The organism is Pseudomonas sp. Irchel s3b5 (assembly GCF_900187435.1).
GTDB lineage: Bacteria > Pseudomonadota > Gammaproteobacteria > Pseudomonadales > Pseudomonadaceae > Aquipseudomonas.
Map to the genome: position 1 here is coordinate 43,208 of NZ_FYDY01000021.1, position 17,707 is coordinate 60,914.

Sequence of the window (17,707 nt, forward strand, 5' to 3'; positions counted from 1 at the left end):
GCTGCAAGCTGCAAGCGACAAGCCCCAAGCTCAAGGCGAGCGAGTGGGCTTGAGGCTTGCAACTTGCGGCTTGTAGCTTTATTGCTAAAGAGGATTTTTTGAATGTCGCAGAAATTTGACGTAGTAGTGATCGGCGCGGGCCCTGGCGGTTACGTGGCTGCCATCAAGGCCGCCCAACTCGGCCTCAGCACTGCCTGCATCGAGAAGTACACCGACAAGGAAGGCAAACTGGCTCTGGGCGGTACTTGCCTGAACGTCGGCTGCATTCCATCCAAAGCCCTGCTGGACAGCTCGTGGAAATTCCACGAAGCCCAGGACGGTTTCGCGATCCACGGTATCAATCACGCTGGCGTGACCATGGACGTGCCAGCGATGGTTGGCCGTAAAGCCAACATCGTCAAAGGCCTGACCTCCGGCGTTGCGACCCTGTTCAAAGCCAATGGTGTGACCTCGATCCAGGGTCACGGCAAGCTGCTGGCCGGCAAGAAAGTCGAAGTCACCAAGCCAGACGGCTCGGTAGAAATCATCGAAGCCGAAAACGTCATCCTGGCTCCAGGTTCGCGTCCGATCGACATTCCGCCAGCTCCGGTTGACCAGAATGTGATCGTCGATTCGACTGGCGCCCTGGAATTCCAATCCGTACCGAAGCGTCTGGGCGTGATCGGCGCTGGCGTGATCGGTCTGGAACTGGGTTCGGTCTGGTCGCGTCTGGGTGCAGAAGTGACTGTCCTGGAAGCCCTGGACACCTTCCTGATGGCAGCGGACACCGCTGTTTCCAAGGAAGCGCTGAAAACCCTGACCAAGCAGGGTCTGGACATCAAGCTGGGCGCTCGCGTCACCGGTTCCAAAGTGAACGGCGACGAAGTCGTTGTGAACTACACCGATGCCAAAGGCGAACAGAACATCACTTTCGACAAGCTGATCGTAGCCGTTGGTCGCCGTCCGGTGACCACTGATCTGCTGGCTGCCGACTGCGGCGTGACCCTGGACGAGCGCGGTTTCGTGCACGTTGACGATCACTGCGCTACCACCGTACCGGGCGTTTACGCCATCGGTGACGTGGTTCGCGGCATGATGCTGGCGCACAAGGCGTCGGAAGAAGGCATCATGGTTGTCGAGCGCATCAAGGGCCACAAGGCCCAGATGAACTATGACCTGATCCCTTCGGTTATTTATACTCACCCGGAAATCGCATGGGTCGGTAAAACCGAGCAGGCCTTGAAAGCTGAAGGCGTTGAAGTTAACGTCGGCACCTTCCCGTTCGCAGCCTCTGGCCGTGCCATGGCTGCCAACGACACCGGTGGTTTCGTCAAGGTCATCGCAGATGCCAAGACAGACCGCGTGCTGGGCGTCCACGTGATTGGCCCAAGCGCTGCAGAACTGGTTCAGCAGGGCGCGATCGGTATGGAATTCGGCACTAGCGCTGAAGACCTGGGCATGATGGTTTTCTCCCATCCGACCCTGTCTGAAGCCTTGCACGAAGCAGCTTTGGCAGTGAATGGCGGCGCCATTCACATCGCCAACCGCAAGAAGCGTTAAGACAATAAGAAACCACGGCGGAATGGCCCGTCGTGAGCCTTGCACGCAAGACTCACCGCGGAATATCCGCTGGACGCAGTCTTGCGTAGCTGCACCGGTTGTCCGGAAAGGCTACGCAAGCAGCAGTCAAAGGTGGTGCGGCACTTGAATGAGTGCAGCACCGAATGCGCAGTACCTAACGAAGACGGTAATAAGCATGAATCTTCACGAGTATCAGGGTAAGCAGCTGTTCGCTGAGTACGGCCTGCCAGTTTCCACCGGTTACGCGGTAGACACCCCGGAAGCAGCAGCAGAAGCTTGCGACAAAATCGGCGGCAGCGAGTGGGTTGTCAAAGCCCAGGTCCACGCCGGTGGTCGCGGTAAAGCGGGCGGCGTTAAGCTGGTTCGCAGCAAAGAAGACGCCAAAGCCTTCGCACAGCAGTGGCTGGGCAAGCGTCTGGTGACTTACCAGACTGACGCCAATGGTCAGCCAGTCACCAAGATCCTGGTTGAATCGTGCACTGATATCGCTAAAGAGCTGTACCTGGGCGCTGTCGTTGACCGTTCGAGCCGTCGTATCGTGTTCATGGCTTCCACCGAAGGTGGCGTGGACATCGAGAAAATCGCTCACGACACTCCAGAAAAAATTCTGAAGGCCACTATCGATCCACTGGTTGGCGCTCAGCCATTCCAGGGTCGCGAGCTGGCATTCCAGCTGGGTCTGGAAGGCAAGCAGGTTGCTCAGTTCGCCAAGATCTTCGTAGGTCTGGCCAAGCTGTTCAAGGATCACGACCTGGCTCTGCTGGAAGTGAACCCGCTGGTGATCAAGGCTGACGGCGATCTGCACTGCCTCGATGCCAAGATCAACATCGACGCCAACGCCATGTACCGTCAGCCTAAGCTGAAGACTTTCCACGATCCGTCGCAAGACGATCCGCGCGAAGCGCACGCTGCCAAGTTCGAACTGAACTACGTAGCACTGGAAGGCAACATCGGTTGCATGGTCAACGGTGCTGGCCTGGCCATGGGTACCATGGACATCGTCAACCTGCATGGCGGCAAACCAGCCAACTTCCTTGACGTGGGCGGCGGTGCTACCAAAGAACGCGTTACCGAAGCGTTCAAGATCATCCTGTCCGACACTAACGTCGCTGCAGTATTGGTCAACATCTTCGGCGGCATCGTTCGTTGCGACATGATTGCCGAAGGCATCATCGGCGCTGTGAAAGAAGTCGGCGTGAAAATCCCGGTTGTTGTTCGCCTTGAAGGCAACAACGCTGAACTGGGCGCTAAAGTACTGGCAGAAAGCGGTTTGAACATCATCGCTGCTACCAGCCTGACCGACGCTGCTCAACAAGTTGTCAAAGCTGCGGAGGGCAAATAATGAGCGTCCTGATCAATAAAGACACCAAAGTTATCTGCCAGGGTATTACCGGTTCGCAAGGTAGTTTCCACACCCAGCAAGCCATCGAGTACGGCACCAAGATGGTTGGTGGTGTAACTCCAGGCAAAGGCGGCACCGAGCACCTGGGTCTGCCAGTGTTCAACACCGTTAAAGACGCAGTAGCTGCCACTGGCGCTACCGCCAGCGTGATCTACGTTCCGGCTCCTTTCTGCAAAGATTCGATCCTGGAAGCTGCTTTCGGCGGCATCAAGCTGATCGTCTGCATCACCGAAGGCATTCCTACCCTGGACATGCTGGACGCTAAAGTTAAGTGCGACGAGCTGGGTGTTATCCTGATCGGCCCTAACTGCCCAGGCGTGATCACTCCAGGCGAATGCAAGATCGGCATCATGCCAGGTCACATTCACTTGCCAGGCAAGGTCGGTATCGTTTCCCGTTCCGGCACCCTGACCTACGAAGCTGTGAAGCAGACCACTGACGCCGGTTTCGGTCAGTCGACTTGCGTCGGCATCGGCGGTGACCCGATCCCGGGTTCGAACTTCATCGACATCCTGAAGCTGTTCCAGGAAGACCCGAAGACCGAAGCGATCGTAATGATCGGTGAGATCGGCGGTTCGGCTGAAGAAGAAGCTGCTGCCTACATCAAGGCACACGTGACCAAGCCGGTTGTTTCCTACATCGCTGGTGTGACTGCTCCTCCGGGCAAGCGCATGGGCCATGCTGGCGCAATCATCTCTGGCGGCAAAGGCACTGCAGACGAGAAGTTTGCTGCCCTGGAAGACGCAGGCGTTAAAACCGTGCGTTCGCTGGCAGACATCGGCAAGGCTTTGTCCGAGCTGACCGGTTGGGCTGTCAAGTAAGCCTCGCGCTTAGCTGACGCTTCACCAAACAAAGGCCACCTTCGGGTGGCCTTTGTCGTTTCCGGGATTCATGCAGGCTCTGGGATCTGTAGGAGCCGGCTTGCTGGCGATTCAGGCTGCCCGGTGTGTCAGATATACCGTCATCGCTGGCAAGCCAGCTCCTATAGTTATCGTCTAAATGATAATTACGTACGTAAACGCGACATAGAGGTGTCGCAGATCGGAATGTTCGCCCCGTAACAGTGCGCTTATCGGGCAAATTCGTTAGGCTACGCGCCATTTTTGCGTCCGCAGCCCACAAGGCAGCAACGCGCTTAAAGGGTTGGTCTTATACGGACTGACAGCATTTCCCTCACCCATAGGGAAATCCCTCTCTAAATTCCGATTCAGTAGTGTGGTATTTCCTTAATGAAAGTGTTGAAAGGCCAGGACATCCTGGCACTTGGTTTTATGACGTTTGCCCTGTTCGTCGGGGCTGGCAACATCATCTTCCCGCCTATCGTCGGTTTACAGTCCGGACCTCATGTCTGGATGGCGGCGCTGGGTTTCCTGGTCACGGCGGTCGGTCTTCCGGTGATCACCGTGGTGGCGCTGGCCAAGGTCGGCGGAGCCATGGATGCGCTGAGCAGCCCGATCGGTAAAGTCGCTGGTGGTCTGTTGGCGGCGGTATGCTACCTCTCGGTCGGCCCGCTGTTTGCGACGCCGCGTACCGCAACCGTATCGTTCGAAGTGGGCCTTGCGCCATTGACCGGCGAAAGCCCGTTGGCGCTGTTCCTCTACAGTTCGGTGTACTTCCTGCTGGTGTTCTTCATCTCGCTCTATCCGGGCCGTTTGCTGGATACCGTTGGCCGTTTCCTCGCACCACTGAAGATCATCGCTCTGGCCGTTCTCGGCATCGCGGCATTTGCTTTGCCAGCGGGTGACATTGGCCTTGCCACGCCCGAGTACGTCGCAGCACCGTTCTCCCAGGGGTTCATCAATGGTTACCTGACCATGGATACCCTCGGCGCACTGGTGTTCGGTATCGTCATCGTTAACGCCATCCGTTCCCGTGGCGTAGAGTCACCAGCGCTGATCACCCGTTACGCGATCATTGCCGGGTTGATAGCCGGCGTCGGTCTGGCGCTGGTTTACATCAGCCTGTTCCGCCTCGGTTCGGGCAGCCATGAAGTGGCCGCCGGTGCGAGCAACGGCGCGGCGGTATTGCACGCTTACGTCCAGCATACCTTCGGTTCGTTGGGCAGCGGTTTCCTCGCGGTGCTGATTTCCCTGGCTTGCCTGGTTACGGCGGTCGGCCTGACCTGTGCCTGCGCCGAGTACTTCAGCCGTGTACTGCCGCTGTCTTACAAGACATTGGTCATCATCCTTGCGGCGTTCTCGTTGCTGGTGTCCAACCTGGGGCTGACCAAGCTCATTGCGTTCTCGATCCCGGTACTGACGGCGATCTACCCGCCGTGCATCGCGCTGGTAGCGCTGAGCTTCTGCAAGGACTTCTGGCATGAGCAGGGCCGTATCGTCGGTCCGGTGATGCTGGTGTCGTTCATCTTCGGTCTGATCGATGCACTCAAGGGTGCGGGCCTGGCGGACTGGATGCCAGCTCAACTGACCCATCTGCCGCTGAGCGAGCAAGGTCTGGCCTGGCTGGTGCCATCGGTGATGACGTTGGTGATTGCCGTGGTTTGCGATCGCCTGCTGGGCAAACGCGCCGAAGCCTTGGCTTAAGCTTCAACGGCCCGCCACAAGCGGGTCTTGAGCAGAAACAGAAATGCCCCGTATCAATCGATACGGGGCATTTTTTTTGTGAGGCGTGCGGTGTCTTTTCCGTTGCGCTAACGTCGAAGCATTGCCCAATCGATTGTAGGAGCGACCTTCGCGAGCAAGCTCGCTCTTACACAGGGTTTATGTACACCGTTAACACATCACAAGGACCTGCATGTCGTTCATCCAAGCCAATCTGATCCACATTCTTGCCGCCGTATGGTTTGTCATCTGCTGGGGCGGTTACACCCGCTATGCGGGCTGGAAGGGCCGCGACACGGCATGTCTGGCCAGTGTCCTGCACCTGTACCGCGAAGACTGGATGCGTCGCATGCTGTTGCGGGACAACCGCATCGCTGACGCCAGCGTGATCGGCAACCTTGAGCGAAACGCGTCATTCTTCGCCTCCAGCACATTGATCATCCTGGCGGGTATTCTCACGGTGCTCGGCGCTTCCGAGCGGGCAGTCTCATTGCTGGCCGACATCCCGATGGTGCAACAGGCGTCCCAGGGCATGTCGGAGATCAAGCTGCTGTGCCTGGCGCTGGTGTTCGTCTATGCGTTCTTCACCTTCAGTTGGTGCATGCGCCAGTACAACTTTGCGGCGATTCTGGTCGGTTCGGCACCGATGGTCGGTGAGCGCCACGTGTCCGAACAGGAACGCAAAGCCTTCGCGTCCCGGGCGGCGCGGGTTATTTCGATGGCCGCCAACCAGTTCAACTTTGGGCTGCGTTCCTATTACTTCGGCATGACCATGCTGGCCTGGTTTGTCAGTCCCTGGTTGTTCATGTTGATGAGTGCCGGTGTGGTCTTCGTGTTGTATCGCCGCGAGTTTCACTCCGACGTTCTCGACGTGATGGTCTATACCCCTACAGAGGCACCGTTGCCCGAAGCAAATAAAGAGGCGGCTTGATGAGTATTCCGTTCTGGTGTGTGTTTATCTCGGCCTTGCTGATCTTCGTGGCGCGTATGCCCGTGACCAAAGCGATGAAAGAGCAGGGTGGTTACAACAATCACCAGCCACGCGAACAGCAGGCACAACTCACTGGTTTGGGCGCCCGCGCGGTGGCGGCCCATCAGAACAGTTTCGAAGCGTTCTTGTTGTTTGCGGTAGGCGTGTTGATGGCGCATACCACTCAAACGGCAGGATGGCTCATCGATTTGCTGGCGATCATCTTCGTGATTTCGCGAGTGATCTACCTGGTCTGTTACTGGAAAGACCTGGCCTGGCAGCGCAGTCTGGTTTGGGTGGTGGGATTGGTCTGTTCGTTGTTACTGATGGTTAGTCCGACTTTTCGAACGATTTTGCTCTAGCGCTAACGCGACAACAAAAGCTCCAGGCAAAAGAAAACCCGCACTTGGCGGGTTTTCTTTTATCACGCTAAAAACCGATTTAGTTCTTAGGTGCTTCCGGAGCGGCTTCTTTAGCCGCTGCTGCGTTCGATTCAGCCTGAGCTTTGGCAGCTTCGGCGTTTTCTTTCGCAGCGTCGTTCACTTTATCCTGAGCTTTGTTCATGTCCTGCTGAGCTTGCTCAGCATGTTTGGCGGCATCTTGAGCTTTGTCCTCGGATTTTTTATCGCAGGCAGCGAGACCGAGGGAAGCGGTCAACATCAAGGCAATAGCTAAAGTCTTACGCATGGGTGTTTCTCCTTATGGAAAATATCTACTGGCCTTAAGAGCATGGGCGTTCGGGTTAAGTTCCACGATTTTTGCAGATATATAAGTTTGTTTTAACGCGGAACTTTTACCGGGATTTCTACGGCGTCGGGCCAACACTTCAAGAGTTTTTATCAAATGGCTGAAAACCCCGTTTTTGAGCGTGCTACACGATTCCTGTCGGCATTGCGGCATTGCCAGGTACTCGGGTTGCGAGTTCATAGCGCCAACAATGAAGGTCTGACGGTTGTTCTGCCGTACAGTCCGCAAATTGTCGGCAACCCCGAAACCGGCGTCATTCATGGCGGCGCCTTGACCTCGTTGATGGACACGGCTTGTGGCATGTCGACACTGTGCGTGCTGCCGGAATTCGAAGTGTGTCCGACCCTCGACCTGCGCATCGACTACATGCACGCCGCCGAGCCCCATAAAGACGTCTACGGTTTTGCCCAGTGCTACCGGGTGACCACCGACGTGATCTTTGCGCGCGGCTTCGCCTATCAGGACGATCCGGAGCATCCCATCGCCCATGTGGTGGGCACGTTCATGCGCATGGGCAAGGGTATTAAAGGCACCAAGGGCTTTGGTGGCGTCATTGCCGGAGACACGAAATGACTATTAGCCTTCAGGAGCAACTGCAAGCGGCTCATGAGCGGGGCGACTACAGCTCACTGTTGCAGTTGATTCCGTACGCCACGTTGATCGGCGTCGAATGCTCACGGGTGGGCGACGAATTGCTGTTTCGTCTGCCGGCCAACAAGGACAACATCGGCAACCCTCTGCTGCCGGCCATTCATGGCGGTGTGATCGCCGGTTTCATGGAATTGTCCGCCGCGTTGCACCTGCTGATTGCAACCGGATCGCCCGGCGTACCGAAGATTATCGACTTTTCCCTGGACTACCTGCGGGCCGGGCAATTTCGCGATACCTGGGCCCGTTGCCAGGTGTGTCGCCAGGGTCGCAGGGTCGCCAATGTGGCGATTACCGCCTGGCAAAGCACCGAGGCCGAACCCATTGCCACGGCCCGCGCGCATTTCAAAGTCGAAGAGCCCTTGAAATCCTGATTGGTGCCCCAAACTCTGAGGACAACCCGCCGTCGATCATTCAGGTCGCGGCTTATGCCATCTGATTGGAGTTTGATGACCATGAGTGTGGAAACTCAAAAGGAAACCCTGGGCTTCCAGACCGAGGTGAAGCAACTGCTGCACCTCATGATCCATTCGCTGTATTCCAACAAGGAAATTTTCCTTCGCGAATTGATCTCGAACGCCTCTGACGCTGTCGATAAATTACGTTTCGAAGCCCTGGCCAAGCCAGAGCTGCTGGAAGGTGGCGCCGAACTGAAAATCCGTGTGAGCTTCGACAAGGACGCTAAAACCGTCACCCTCGAAGACAACGGTATCGGCATGAGCCGCGAAGACGCGATCACCCATCTGGGCACCATCGCCAAATCTGGCACCGCCGATTTCATGAAGCACCTGAGCGGTGACCAGAAAAAAGACTCGCACCTGATCGGTCAATTCGGTGTTGGCTTCTACTCCGCCTTCATCGTCGCCGACAAGGTTGACGTGTACAGCCGTCGTGCCGGCGCTGCTGCCAGCGAAGGCGTGCACTGGTCGTCCAAAGGCGAAGGCGACTTTGAAGTCGCTACCGTCGAAAAGGCCGACCGTGGCACTCGCATCGTCCTGCACCTGAAATCTGCTGAAGACGAATTCGCCGATGGCTGGCGTCTGCGCAACATCATCAAGAAGTACTCCGATCACATCGCTTTGCCGATCGAGTTGCCGAAAGAAGTGGCCGCTGCCGAAGGCGAAGAGCAGCCGGCCGTTGAATGGGAAACCGTCAACCGCGCCAGTGCTCTGTGGACCCGTCCGCGTACCGAGATCAAGGACGAGGAATACCAGGAGTTCTATAAGCACATCGCTCACGACTTCGAAAATCCGCTGAGCTGGAGCCACAACAAGGTCGAAGGCAAGCTGGAATACAGCTCGCTGTTGTACGTGCCGACCCGTGCGCCGTTCGACCTGTACCAGCGTGAAGCGCCGAAAGGCCTGAAGCTGTACGTGCAGCGTGTATTTGTCATGGATCAGGCCGAGTCCTTCCTGCCGTTGTACCTGCGCTTCATCAAGGGCGTGGTCGATTCCAACGACCTGTCGCTGAACGTGTCGCGGGAAATCCTGCAGAAAGACCCGATCATCGACTCCATGAAGTCGGCACTGACCAAGCGCGTTCTGGACATGCTGGAAAAACTGGCGAAGAACGAGCCTGAGCAATACAAAGGCTTCTGGAAAAACTTCGGCCAGGTTATGAAAGAAGGCCCGGCAGAAGACTTCGCCAACAAAGAGAAAATCGCTGGCCTGCTGCGTTTCGCATCGACCAACGGTGACGACGGCGAACAGGTTGTCGGCCTGGCGGATTACCTGGCACGCGCCAAGGAAGGTCAGGACAAGATTTACTACCTGACCGGCGAAACCTACGCGCAAGTGAAAAACAGCCCGCACCTGGAAGTCTTCCGCAAGAAAGGCATCGAAGTGCTGCTGCTGACCGACCGCATCGACGAGTGGCTGATGAGCTACCTCAGCGATTTCGACGGCAAGAGCTTTGTCGACGTGGCGCGCGGTGACCTGGACCTCGGCAACCTGGACTCGGAGGAGGACAAGAAGGCTGCGGAAGAAGTCGCCAAGGCCAAAGAAGGTCTGGTTGAGCGTCTGAAAGCCGCCTTGGGCGAATCCGTTGCTGAAGTGCGGGTTTCCCATCGTCTGACCGACTCCCCGGCGATTCTGGCCATCGGTGAGCAGGACCTGGGCTTGCAGATGCGTCAGATCCTGGAGGCCAGCGGTCAGAAGGTTCCGGATTCGAAGCCGATCTTCGAATTCAACCCGGCTCATCCGCTGATCGAGAAGCTCGACAACGAGCAGAGCGACGAGCGCTTCGGCGACCTGTCGCACATCCTCTTCGATCAGGCGGCTCTGGCAGCCGGCGACAGCTTGAAAGACCCGGCGGCGTACGTGCGCCGTCTGAACAAGCTGCTGGTCGAACTATCGGCTTAACTGTGTTGTAGAAAAACCCGCTTCGGCGGGTTTTTTTCATTCTGGTGTTCAACAATCAGGAGTCAGAAATGAGCCAAATTACTGTACGTTCCGTTGCCTATCAGATTGATGGACGAGATTACGAAAGCCGCCTGGCCTTCGATGTCGACCATAAAGGCCCGCGTCCGGGTCTGTTGATGGCGCCGAACTGGATGGGCGTCAGCGCCGGTGCCGAGGAGATCGCCAAGTCGGTGGCGGCCAAAGGCTACGTGGTGCTGATCGCGGACCTCTACGGGCAATCGGTTCGTCCGACCAACAATGACGAGGCGGGCGCGGCGATGATGCCGTTGAAGAATGACCGCCCGTTGCTGCGCAAGCGCATGCAGGTGGCGTTCGAACAGCTGCAAAGCCAGGGTGAGGTGGCCGTTGATACGTCGAAACTGGCGACTTTCGGTTTCTGCTTCGGCGGTTGCTGTGCGCTGGAGTTCGCTCGTACCGGTGCGCCGGTGAAGGCGGCTGTTTCGTTCCATGGCACGCTGGACACACCGAATCCGGCTGATGCGAAAAACATCAAGGGTAAGGTGTTGGTGCTGCACGGTGCTTCCGATCCTTTGGTGCCGAAGGAGCAATTGCCGGCGTTCGAAGATGAAATGAATGCGGCGGGTGTGGATTGGCAGTTGCTGAGCTACGGCGGTGCGTTCCACTCGTTCACCGATCCGCACGCCAATGTACCGGGGATGATGATGTACGACGCCAAAGTCGCCGCTCGGGCGTTTACGTCGATGCATAATTTGCTGGATGAAGTGTTCAAGGATTGAATAAGCGCTGAGCAACGAAACCTGTAGGAGCCGGCTTGCTGGCGATAGCGATCCTCACGATCGCCATCGCTGGCAAGCCAGCTCCTACAGGGATTGTGCCGCACGCAATTTCGGGAATGAGCCGGTCAACTGTAAAAGCTGGCTTGTCAGCGATGAGGCAATCACAGGCGCTGCAAGCATCAGGGCAATTCGATCCGCTCAACTTCCCCCGGCACCGTCGGCCAATCCCCGGCCGCCCAGCGACGGCGCGCCTCATCGATGGCCGCTGGATCGCTCGCCACGAAATTCCAATTGATCCGTCTTGGTCCATCCAGCGGTGCACCGCCGAACACAACGGCATGACTGTCGCTTTCGGCGAACACAGTCATTTCTTCGCCGCCTGGCAACACCACTAACGTGTGCGGCTCAATTGGCTCGCCATCCAGTTGCACCTCACCGCTCAACACATACAGCGCTCGTTCTTCGTGCTCGGTCGGAATCAGCAACGTTGTCGCTGTTTGCAGGTTCAATTCGGCATACAACGTAGGTGAAAGCACCGGCACCGGTGATTCCAGGCAAAAGCCTGTCCCAGCAATCATGCGAATCTTCACGCCGAGGTTGTTGCTGACCGGAAGCGTGGACGCCGGATGGTGGCTGTAATGGCCAGGACCTTGTTCATGGTCCTTGGGCGAGGCCAGCCAGATCTGCAAGCCGTGCATCGTGAAGCCGCTTTCTTTCAGCGCCTCAGGTGTGCGTTCAACATGGGCAATGGCGCTGCCGGCCGTCATCCAGCTGACGTCGCCCGCCCCGACCACTTGATCTGAGCCGAGGCTGTCCTTGTGCTGAATCTGCCCCTGGAACAGGTAGGTGAGGGTGGAGAGGCCGATGTGCGGGTGCTGGCGAATGTTCATGCCTTTGCCGGCCGGATAACGGGTTTCCAGCATGTGGTCGAAAAACACGAATGGCCCGACGCTGCGGCACTTGGCCGACGGCAACGGGCGAAGAATCGGCTGGCCTTCGACATCTTCGGCGCGAGGGCGGATCACGAGCGGAGTGTTCATGGTGCATTCCAGGCTGAGCGGGTGATGCCGTCGAGCATAACCCGCTTGCGCAGCCCTTGCCGCTATTGGCTGAACGCGCCTTCGGACAGATGGGTTTCGATGCTGACTTCGGAGGTGGTCATCAGCTTGTGGATCGGGCAGCGATCAGCCACGCGGTGCAGTTCATCGCGCTGGGCGTCGGTGAGTACACCCTTGAGGGTGAGTTTGACGTGCAGTGCGTATTTGCCTTTCTGTTCTTGGCTGTTGTCGCGTTTGACCTCGACACCGACGCTCGTGAGCGGGATGTCTTTCTTCTTGGCGTACAGCTTCAGGGTCAAGGCTTTGCAGGCGCCGAGCGCGGCATCGAAATAGTCGTGGGGTTCTGGTGCGGAGCCTTCACCCCCTGCCGTGGTGGGTACGTCGGCAAAGAGTTCGTGATCGTCGATTTGTACGCTGTGGCGAAAACCTTCGGCAGAGACGGTATTGACGGTAACAGTCATGGCAAACCTCGCAGGCGACAGGAAAAGTCATTCGATCAAAAAAGACCTTGAAGGTATAGAGCCTGCTTGAGGGAACGCGTTCCGGTTTTTTCAACAGGCGAAAAAAAGCCCCGCGTTTGCGGGGCTTCTCTTATCGAGCCGGCTTAGCTGCCTTTGACCGCTTTACCGTTGACCGTACCGTTCAGGAGCATGATGTTGTACTCCTTGCCGTCGGTCTCGACCTGTTGCAGGCGAACCAGCAAGTAATCCCAATCCTTGGCGAACCACAGAACGGTGATGCGCTTGCTTTGTGTCGGGTCGCGTACGCGCTCGACCTTGATCGCTTCGATCTGGCCAGCCTTGGTGTCGACTTTTTCCGAACCCAGCACGCGGAAGTCATAAGTATCGACTTCGCCATCATCAACCACTTGATAGCTCATGCTTTTCTTGCCGGCGGCTACGTCATGCTGCAGCGCCAGCTGGTAGGTGGATTTGTCGACCATGCCGCGGTTGAGCGGGATCTTGACCGGGTCACCGCGATCGGTGCCAGTGACCATCTTGGCGGTCCAGTCGAAATCCAGGTCGGCTTTCTTGGCTTTGCCCAGGCCGCCACGTTCGAAGTGATACGAATGGGGCAGCAGGGTGTCCTTGTCCAAGGTCAGGGTGCTTTCTTCGGACAGGCTGGCGATCATCATCGACGCCTTGAAGCTGAGCTTCCATTTGCCGTCGCCCAGGCTTTCGAGGCTGCGTTCGGCGGTGCCGCTCATGGGCAACTGTTTCCAGTCGGCGGTGTAGCTGGCGGAGAACGGTTGAAGGTCTGCCGCCTGTGCAAAGGGCAAGGCAAGCAAGGCGCAAGCGAAGAGCAGGGCGCGACGCATAAAATCTCCTAGGGTCGAATCAAGTGGCCGCTGGCCGCGAGTAACTGTCCATCCAGTAAAGCACCTTGTTCGCCGAGGGCTAGACGACCTTCGGCAAACCAGTGCACGGCCAACGGGTAGATCAGGTGTTCCTGAACATGGACCCGCTGCGCCAGACTCTGCGGCGAATCATCTAACTCTACCGGTATTACTGCTTGTACGACCAGTGGTCCGCCATCGAGTTCCTCGGTGACGAAGTGCACAGAGCAGCCATGTTCGGCGTCGCCGGCATCCAGAGCCCGCTGATGAGTGTGTAACCCTTTGTATTTGGGCAGCAGCGAAGGATGGATATTGAGCAGGCGACCCTGATAGTGGCGTACGAATCCGGCGCTGAGAATGCGCATGAAACCGGCCAGTACCACGAGTTTTGGGTTGAAGGCGTCGATCAGTTCGATCAGCGCGGCATCGAAGGCCTCGCGACCTTCGAAAGCCTTGTGATCCAGGGTGCGGGTGTCGATACCCGCATCCTTGGCGCGTTGCAGGCCGTAGGCGTCGGCGCGGTTGGAAACCACCGCAGCGATGCGGACCGGGCTGTCGCCGGTCCGCGTGCTGTCGATCAAGGCCTGCAAGTTACTGCCGGTGCCGGAGAGCAGCACCACGACATCACAGGTCTGAGACATCAATGAGCCTTGAGGTTCTTCAGTTCAACCTGGGCTGCGCCTTCGGCAGCGGAGGCGATCTGGCCGATGACCCATGGCTGTTCGCCCGCATCACGCAGGACGTTCAGAGCAGTTTCAACGTGCTCCTGAGCCACGCAGATGACCATGCCCACGCCGCAGTTCAGCACGCGGTGCATTTCGTTCTCGTCGACGTTGCCTTTCTCTTGCAGCCAGTCGAATACCGCTGGGCGGTTCCAGCTCGCCACGTCAACGATCGCTTGTGCGCCTTTTGGCAGAACGCGCGGGATGTTGTCCAGCAGGCCACCACCAGTGATGTGGGCCATGGCTTTGACTGCGCCGGTTTCCTTGATCAGCTTGAGCAGCGGCTTCACGTAGATGCGGGTCGGGGCCATCAGCAGGTCGGTCAGCGGCTTGCCGTCGAGCTGGGTGTTTTCGATGTCGGCACCGGACACTTCGATGATCTTGCGGATCAGCGAGTAACCGTTGGAGTGCGGGCCGGAAGACGGCAGGGCGAGCAGGGCATCGCCGGCAGCAACCTTGGAGCCGTCGATGATTTCGGCTTTTTCCACGACGCCGACGCAGAAACCGGCCAGGTCGTAGTCTTCGCCTTCGTACATGCCCGGCATTTCAGCGGTTTCGCCGCCAACCAGCGAGCAACCCGACAGTTCGCAGCCAGCACCGATGCCGGTCACCACCTGAGCGGCGGTGTCGACGTTCAGTTTGCCGGTGGCATAGTAGTCGAGGAAGAACAGCGGTTCGGCGCCGCACACCACCAGATCGTTGACGCACATGGCGACCAGGTCGATGCCGATGGTGTCGTGCTTGTTCAGGTTCAGTGCCAGGCGCAGCTTGGTGCCGACGCCGTCAGTACCGGAAACCAGCACAGGCTGCTTGTAGCCGGCCGGGATTTCGCAGAGGGCGCCGAAACCGCCCAGGCCGCCCATGACTTCCGGGCGCGCAGTGCGCTTGGCGACGCTCTTGATGCGTTCGACCAATGCTTCACCGGCGTCGATGTCTACACCGGCGTCCTTGTAGCTCAGGGAGGGTTGCTTGCTCATGATCCAGGCCTTTAGGGGGGATTTCTGGGTAACGACCGAGTCCAGCGGGACCGCCGAACTGCGTAGGCAAGAGCCATGCGCGCTATTCGGACACTGCCCGGCTGTTGCCGGTCTGCGAAGGCGCGCGATTTTATCAGGCTTGAGCGGCAGCGGCCATCCTCAGGCCGACAGCAGGGCCATTTCAGCTGAAAAAAAACCGTTATTGCCCGGTGTCGTTAGTAACCTGCATGGCTGTATAAAGTATCGCGATTAACCGTCTATCGTTATGACAGTGCGAAAAACTTACCCGGGGCGTGTGAATGTTTTGCGTCGGGCGAGGGGCACAGCCTTGCTCTATCGTCTTCATGCGGTCTGTTTCAGCCGCTCTTGTCGTCAGGAATCTTCCATGCGTTTTTGTAAATTCTTGTTTGTGGGCTGTTTGTCATTGTTCAGCCTTGTGAGTCATGCCGAAACCGTCAAAGGCCTTTATCAGGTGCGTGAACCAGTAAATGGCCAGTCACCCGAGGAGCGTGAACAGGCGACTCAGCGTGCGCTGGACACCTTGGTGCTGCGCCTGACCGGTGATCCCAAGGCTGCGCAAAACCCGGGGCTGGCGACGGTTCGCAAAGATCCGCAACAAATCATCAGCCAGTACGGCTTTGAAGCCGGGCCGCCGGAAGTGCTGAAAGTCGATTTCGATCCGGGTACGACTGAGCAGGCTCTGCGCCGGGCGGGGCTGCCGATGTGGGGTGCCAATCGGCCGTCGATTCTGGCCTGGTGGTTGAATGACTCCACAGAAGGTTCGAGCCTGGTAGGTGACGGCCAGGCCAGCGCCGCGCCGCTGCGTCGGGCCGCCCAGCATCGTGGGTTGCCGCTGCGCTTGCCGCTGGCGGACCTGAATGAGCAGATCGTCGCCACGGCACCCAATCTGGAAGGCACTGACCCAGCACCGTTGCAAGGTGCTTCGGAGCGCTACAACGCCGATGCCTTGCTGGCGGTGCACGCGCATGAGGAAGGTGGGCAGTGGCAGGCCAATTGGCGGCTGTGGCTGGGTGATCAAAAGGAGGCCGGCACCGTACAGGGGGTCGATCAGGCAGCATTGGCCGATGCGGTGATGTTGGCGGTCAATCAGCGCCTGGCACCACGATTCGTTGCCAAGCCTGGTGCTTCGGGTCAGCAATTAATAGAAGTACAGGGCATGAGTCTTGAGCGATATGCGGCGCTTGGGCGGTTGCTTGAGCCCTTCGGTGGGCGTCTGCAAAGTGTCGATGGCGAGCGGATTCTTTACCGGGTCAACGGTAGCGCCGATCAGTTGAGAGCGCAGATGTCGCTGGCAAAACTGCAGGAAATGCCGGTCGAGCAAGCACCCGTGCCAGTGGCTCCTGTCCAGCCTGTTGCCCAAGGTTCGGCGCCCGCCGTAGCGCCAGTCGCCGCTCCTGTACCGCAGTTGCGTTTTCGTTGGTAGTTTTTCGTTCCTTATATAGAAGCAGGAGTGGTACATGGCCGATTCTCGGCGTTGGTTCTGGCTGGGTGGGGTGGTCCTGCTTTGCGTGTTTGTCTGGTTGTTGCATCCGATTCTGACGCCTTTTCTGGTGGCGCTACTGTTGGCCTATCTGTTCGATCCGTTGGTAGACCGCCTGGAAAAGGCCGGTCTGTCGCGGACTTGGGGTGTGGTGGCGGTGTTTGCCGTGTTCACGCTGATCTTTACCGCGCTGCTATTGGTGCTGGTGCCGATGCTCGTCAAGCAGTTGTTCCGGTTGTATGAGCTGGCGCCGCAAATGCTCGATTGGTTGCAGCACACGGCATTGCCTTGGGCGCAGTCCAAATTCGGGTTGTCGGACGGATTCTGGAAGTTCGACAAACTCAAGGCCGCGATCAGTGAACACATGGGCCAAACCACGGACATCGTCGGCGTGGTATTGAGCCAGGCGACGGCTTCGGGCCTGGCGTTGATAGGCTTGATGGCGAATCTGGTGCTGATCCCGGTGGTGAGTTTTTACCTGCTGCGGGATTGGGACGTGATGATGGTCAAAATCCGCAATCTATTACCTCGTGATCGCGAGGAGCGTGCGGTCTCCCTGGCAGGCGAATGCCACGAAGTACTCGGCGCGTTCGTTCGCGGGCAGTTGATGGTGATGGTCGCATTGGGCGTGATTTACGCAGCGGGGCTGATGCTGGTCGGTCTGGAGCTGGGGCTGTTGATCGGTATGATTGCCGGTCTGGCGGCAATTGTGCCGTACATGGGATTCATCATCGGCATCGGCGCGGCATTGATCGCCGGCCTGTTTCAGTTTGGCGGTGATTTGTATCCCATGCTGGGTATCGTGGCGGTGTTCATGGTCGGTCAGGCGCTGGAGGGCATGGTGCTGACGCCGTTGCTGGTCGGCGACCGGATCGGGTTGCACCCGGTCGCGGTAATTTTCGCGATTCTGGCTGGCGGGGAGTTGTTCGGCTTTACCGGTGTGCTGCTGGCGCTACCCGTGGCCGCAGTGATCATGGTGCTGGTGCGTCATGTCCATGATTTGTATAAAGACTCTGATATCTACGCCAGTGGCGAGGGACCGTAGCGACATGATGAGTGGGTGGCGGT

General features: G+C 58.0%; 18 protein-coding genes. 12 read left to right on the forward strand and 6 right to left on the reverse strand.

The genetic code is table 11. The features are described 5' to 3' along the window. Positions 1-102: 102 nt before the first annotated feature. From lpdA to CKW15_RS20055, 6 genes are all read left to right on the forward strand, one after another. Positions 103-1,539 carry a dihydrolipoyl dehydrogenase gene (gene lpdA / locus CKW15_RS20030; protein ID WP_007998079.1) on the forward strand — a complete coding sequence of 479 codons (1,437 nt, stop codon included), beginning with the start codon at positions 103-105 and terminating at the stop codon, positions 1,537-1,539. Positions 1,540-1,735: 196 nt separating this feature from the next. Further along, a complete protein-coding gene (gene sucC, locus CKW15_RS20035; RefSeq protein ID WP_007919879.1) occupies positions 1,736-2,902 on the forward strand; it encodes an ADP-forming succinate--CoA ligase subunit beta in 1,167 nt (388 codons plus the stop codon). Beyond that, positions 2,902-3,783 (forward strand): succinate--CoA ligase subunit alpha, encoded by an 882-nt coding sequence (sucD, locus tag CKW15_RS20040; protein ID WP_095060813.1) that lies wholly within the window; start codon positions 2,902-2,904, stop codon positions 3,781-3,783. Before sucC ends, sucD begins: the two co-directional genes overlap by 1 nt. Before the next feature lie 408 nt (positions 3,784-4,191). Next, the gene (gene brnQ / locus CKW15_RS20045; protein WP_095152610.1) at positions 4,192-5,505 is read left to right on the forward strand and encodes a branched-chain amino acid transport system II carrier protein; all 1,314 of its coding nucleotides are present in this window, start codon (positions 4,192-4,194) and stop codon (positions 5,503-5,505) included. 211 nt (positions 5,506-5,716) lie between these two features. Beyond that, a complete protein-coding gene (locus CKW15_RS20050; protein WP_095060817.1) occupies positions 5,717-6,454 on the forward strand; it encodes a DUF599 domain-containing protein in 738 nt (245 codons plus the stop codon). Further along, complete coding sequence (locus tag CKW15_RS20055; protein ID WP_095060819.1) at positions 6,454-6,855, forward strand: MAPEG family protein; 402 nt, start codon at positions 6,454-6,456, stop codon at positions 6,853-6,855. Before CKW15_RS20050 ends, CKW15_RS20055 begins: the two co-directional genes overlap by 1 nt. Positions 6,856-6,934: 79 nt before the next feature. On the opposite strand, the gene CKW15_RS20060 is transcribed toward CKW15_RS20055, so the two are convergent. Further along, entirely contained in the window at positions 6,935-7,180 is a 246-nt protein-coding gene (locus CKW15_RS20060; RefSeq protein ID WP_095060821.1) for a hypothetical protein, read from the reverse strand. 156 nt (positions 7,181-7,336) lie between these two features. On the opposite strand from CKW15_RS20060, the gene CKW15_RS20065 reads away from it, so the two are divergent. From CKW15_RS20065 to CKW15_RS20080, 4 genes are all read left to right on the forward strand, one after another. Further along, positions 7,337-7,813 carry a PaaI family thioesterase gene (locus CKW15_RS20065; RefSeq protein WP_095060822.1) on the forward strand — a complete coding sequence of 159 codons (477 nt, stop codon included), beginning with the start codon at positions 7,337-7,339 and terminating at the stop codon, positions 7,811-7,813. Further along, positions 7,810-8,262: a PaaI family thioesterase gene (locus CKW15_RS20070; RefSeq protein ID WP_095060823.1), complete on the forward strand. Its 453-nt coding sequence runs from the start codon at positions 7,810-7,812 to the stop codon at positions 8,260-8,262. Before CKW15_RS20065 ends, CKW15_RS20070 begins: the two co-directional genes overlap by 4 nt. A gap of 81 nt (positions 8,263-8,343) precedes the next feature. Continuing rightward, positions 8,344-10,248 (forward strand): molecular chaperone HtpG, encoded by a 1,905-nt coding sequence (gene htpG / locus CKW15_RS20075; protein ID WP_095060883.1) that lies wholly within the window; start codon positions 8,344-8,346, stop codon positions 10,246-10,248. A gap of 68 nt (positions 10,249-10,316) precedes the next feature. Continuing rightward, entirely contained in the window at positions 10,317-11,045 is a 729-nt protein-coding gene (locus tag CKW15_RS20080) for a dienelactone hydrolase family protein (protein ID WP_095152611.1), read from the forward strand. A 179-nt stretch (positions 11,046-11,224) separates the two neighbouring features. Here CKW15_RS20080 and CKW15_RS20085 read toward each other — a convergent pair whose 3' ends face one another. The 5 genes from CKW15_RS20085 to purM form a co-directional block, all read right to left on the reverse strand. Next, the gene (locus CKW15_RS20085; protein ID WP_095152612.1) at positions 11,225-12,085 is read right to left on the reverse strand and encodes a pirin family protein; all 861 of its coding nucleotides are present in this window, start codon (positions 12,083-12,085) and stop codon (positions 11,225-11,227) included. Between the two features lie 62 nt (positions 12,086-12,147). Beyond that, positions 12,148-12,564: an OsmC family protein gene (locus tag CKW15_RS20090; protein WP_095152613.1), complete on the reverse strand. Its 417-nt coding sequence runs from the start codon at positions 12,562-12,564 to the stop codon at positions 12,148-12,150. A gap of 143 nt (positions 12,565-12,707) precedes the next feature. Beyond that, positions 12,708-13,421: a DUF3108 domain-containing protein gene (locus CKW15_RS20095; protein ID WP_095152614.1), complete on the reverse strand. Its 714-nt coding sequence runs from the start codon at positions 13,419-13,421 to the stop codon at positions 12,708-12,710. 8 nt (positions 13,422-13,429) lie between these two features. Next, positions 13,430-14,080 carry a phosphoribosylglycinamide formyltransferase gene (gene purN / locus CKW15_RS20100; protein WP_095060833.1) on the reverse strand — a complete coding sequence of 217 codons (651 nt, stop codon included), beginning with the start codon at positions 14,078-14,080 and terminating at the stop codon, positions 13,430-13,432. Further along, on the reverse strand, positions 14,080-15,138 hold the full coding sequence (gene purM / locus CKW15_RS20105) for a phosphoribosylformylglycinamidine cyclo-ligase (RefSeq protein WP_095152615.1): 1,059 nt from the start codon (positions 15,136-15,138) through the stop codon (positions 14,080-14,082). The genes purN and purM overlap by 1 nt, the downstream gene beginning before the upstream one ends. Before the next feature lie 385 nt (positions 15,139-15,523). Between purM and CKW15_RS20110 the strand changes: the two genes are divergently transcribed. Then, complete coding sequence (locus CKW15_RS20110) at positions 15,524-16,582, forward strand: DUF2066 domain-containing protein (RefSeq protein ID WP_095152616.1); 1,059 nt, start codon at positions 15,524-15,526, stop codon at positions 16,580-16,582. A gap of 34 nt (positions 16,583-16,616) precedes the next feature. Further along, a complete protein-coding gene (locus CKW15_RS20115) occupies positions 16,617-17,684 on the forward strand; it encodes an AI-2E family transporter (protein WP_095152617.1) in 1,068 nt (355 codons plus the stop codon). Positions 17,685-17,707: the final 23 nt, after the last annotated feature.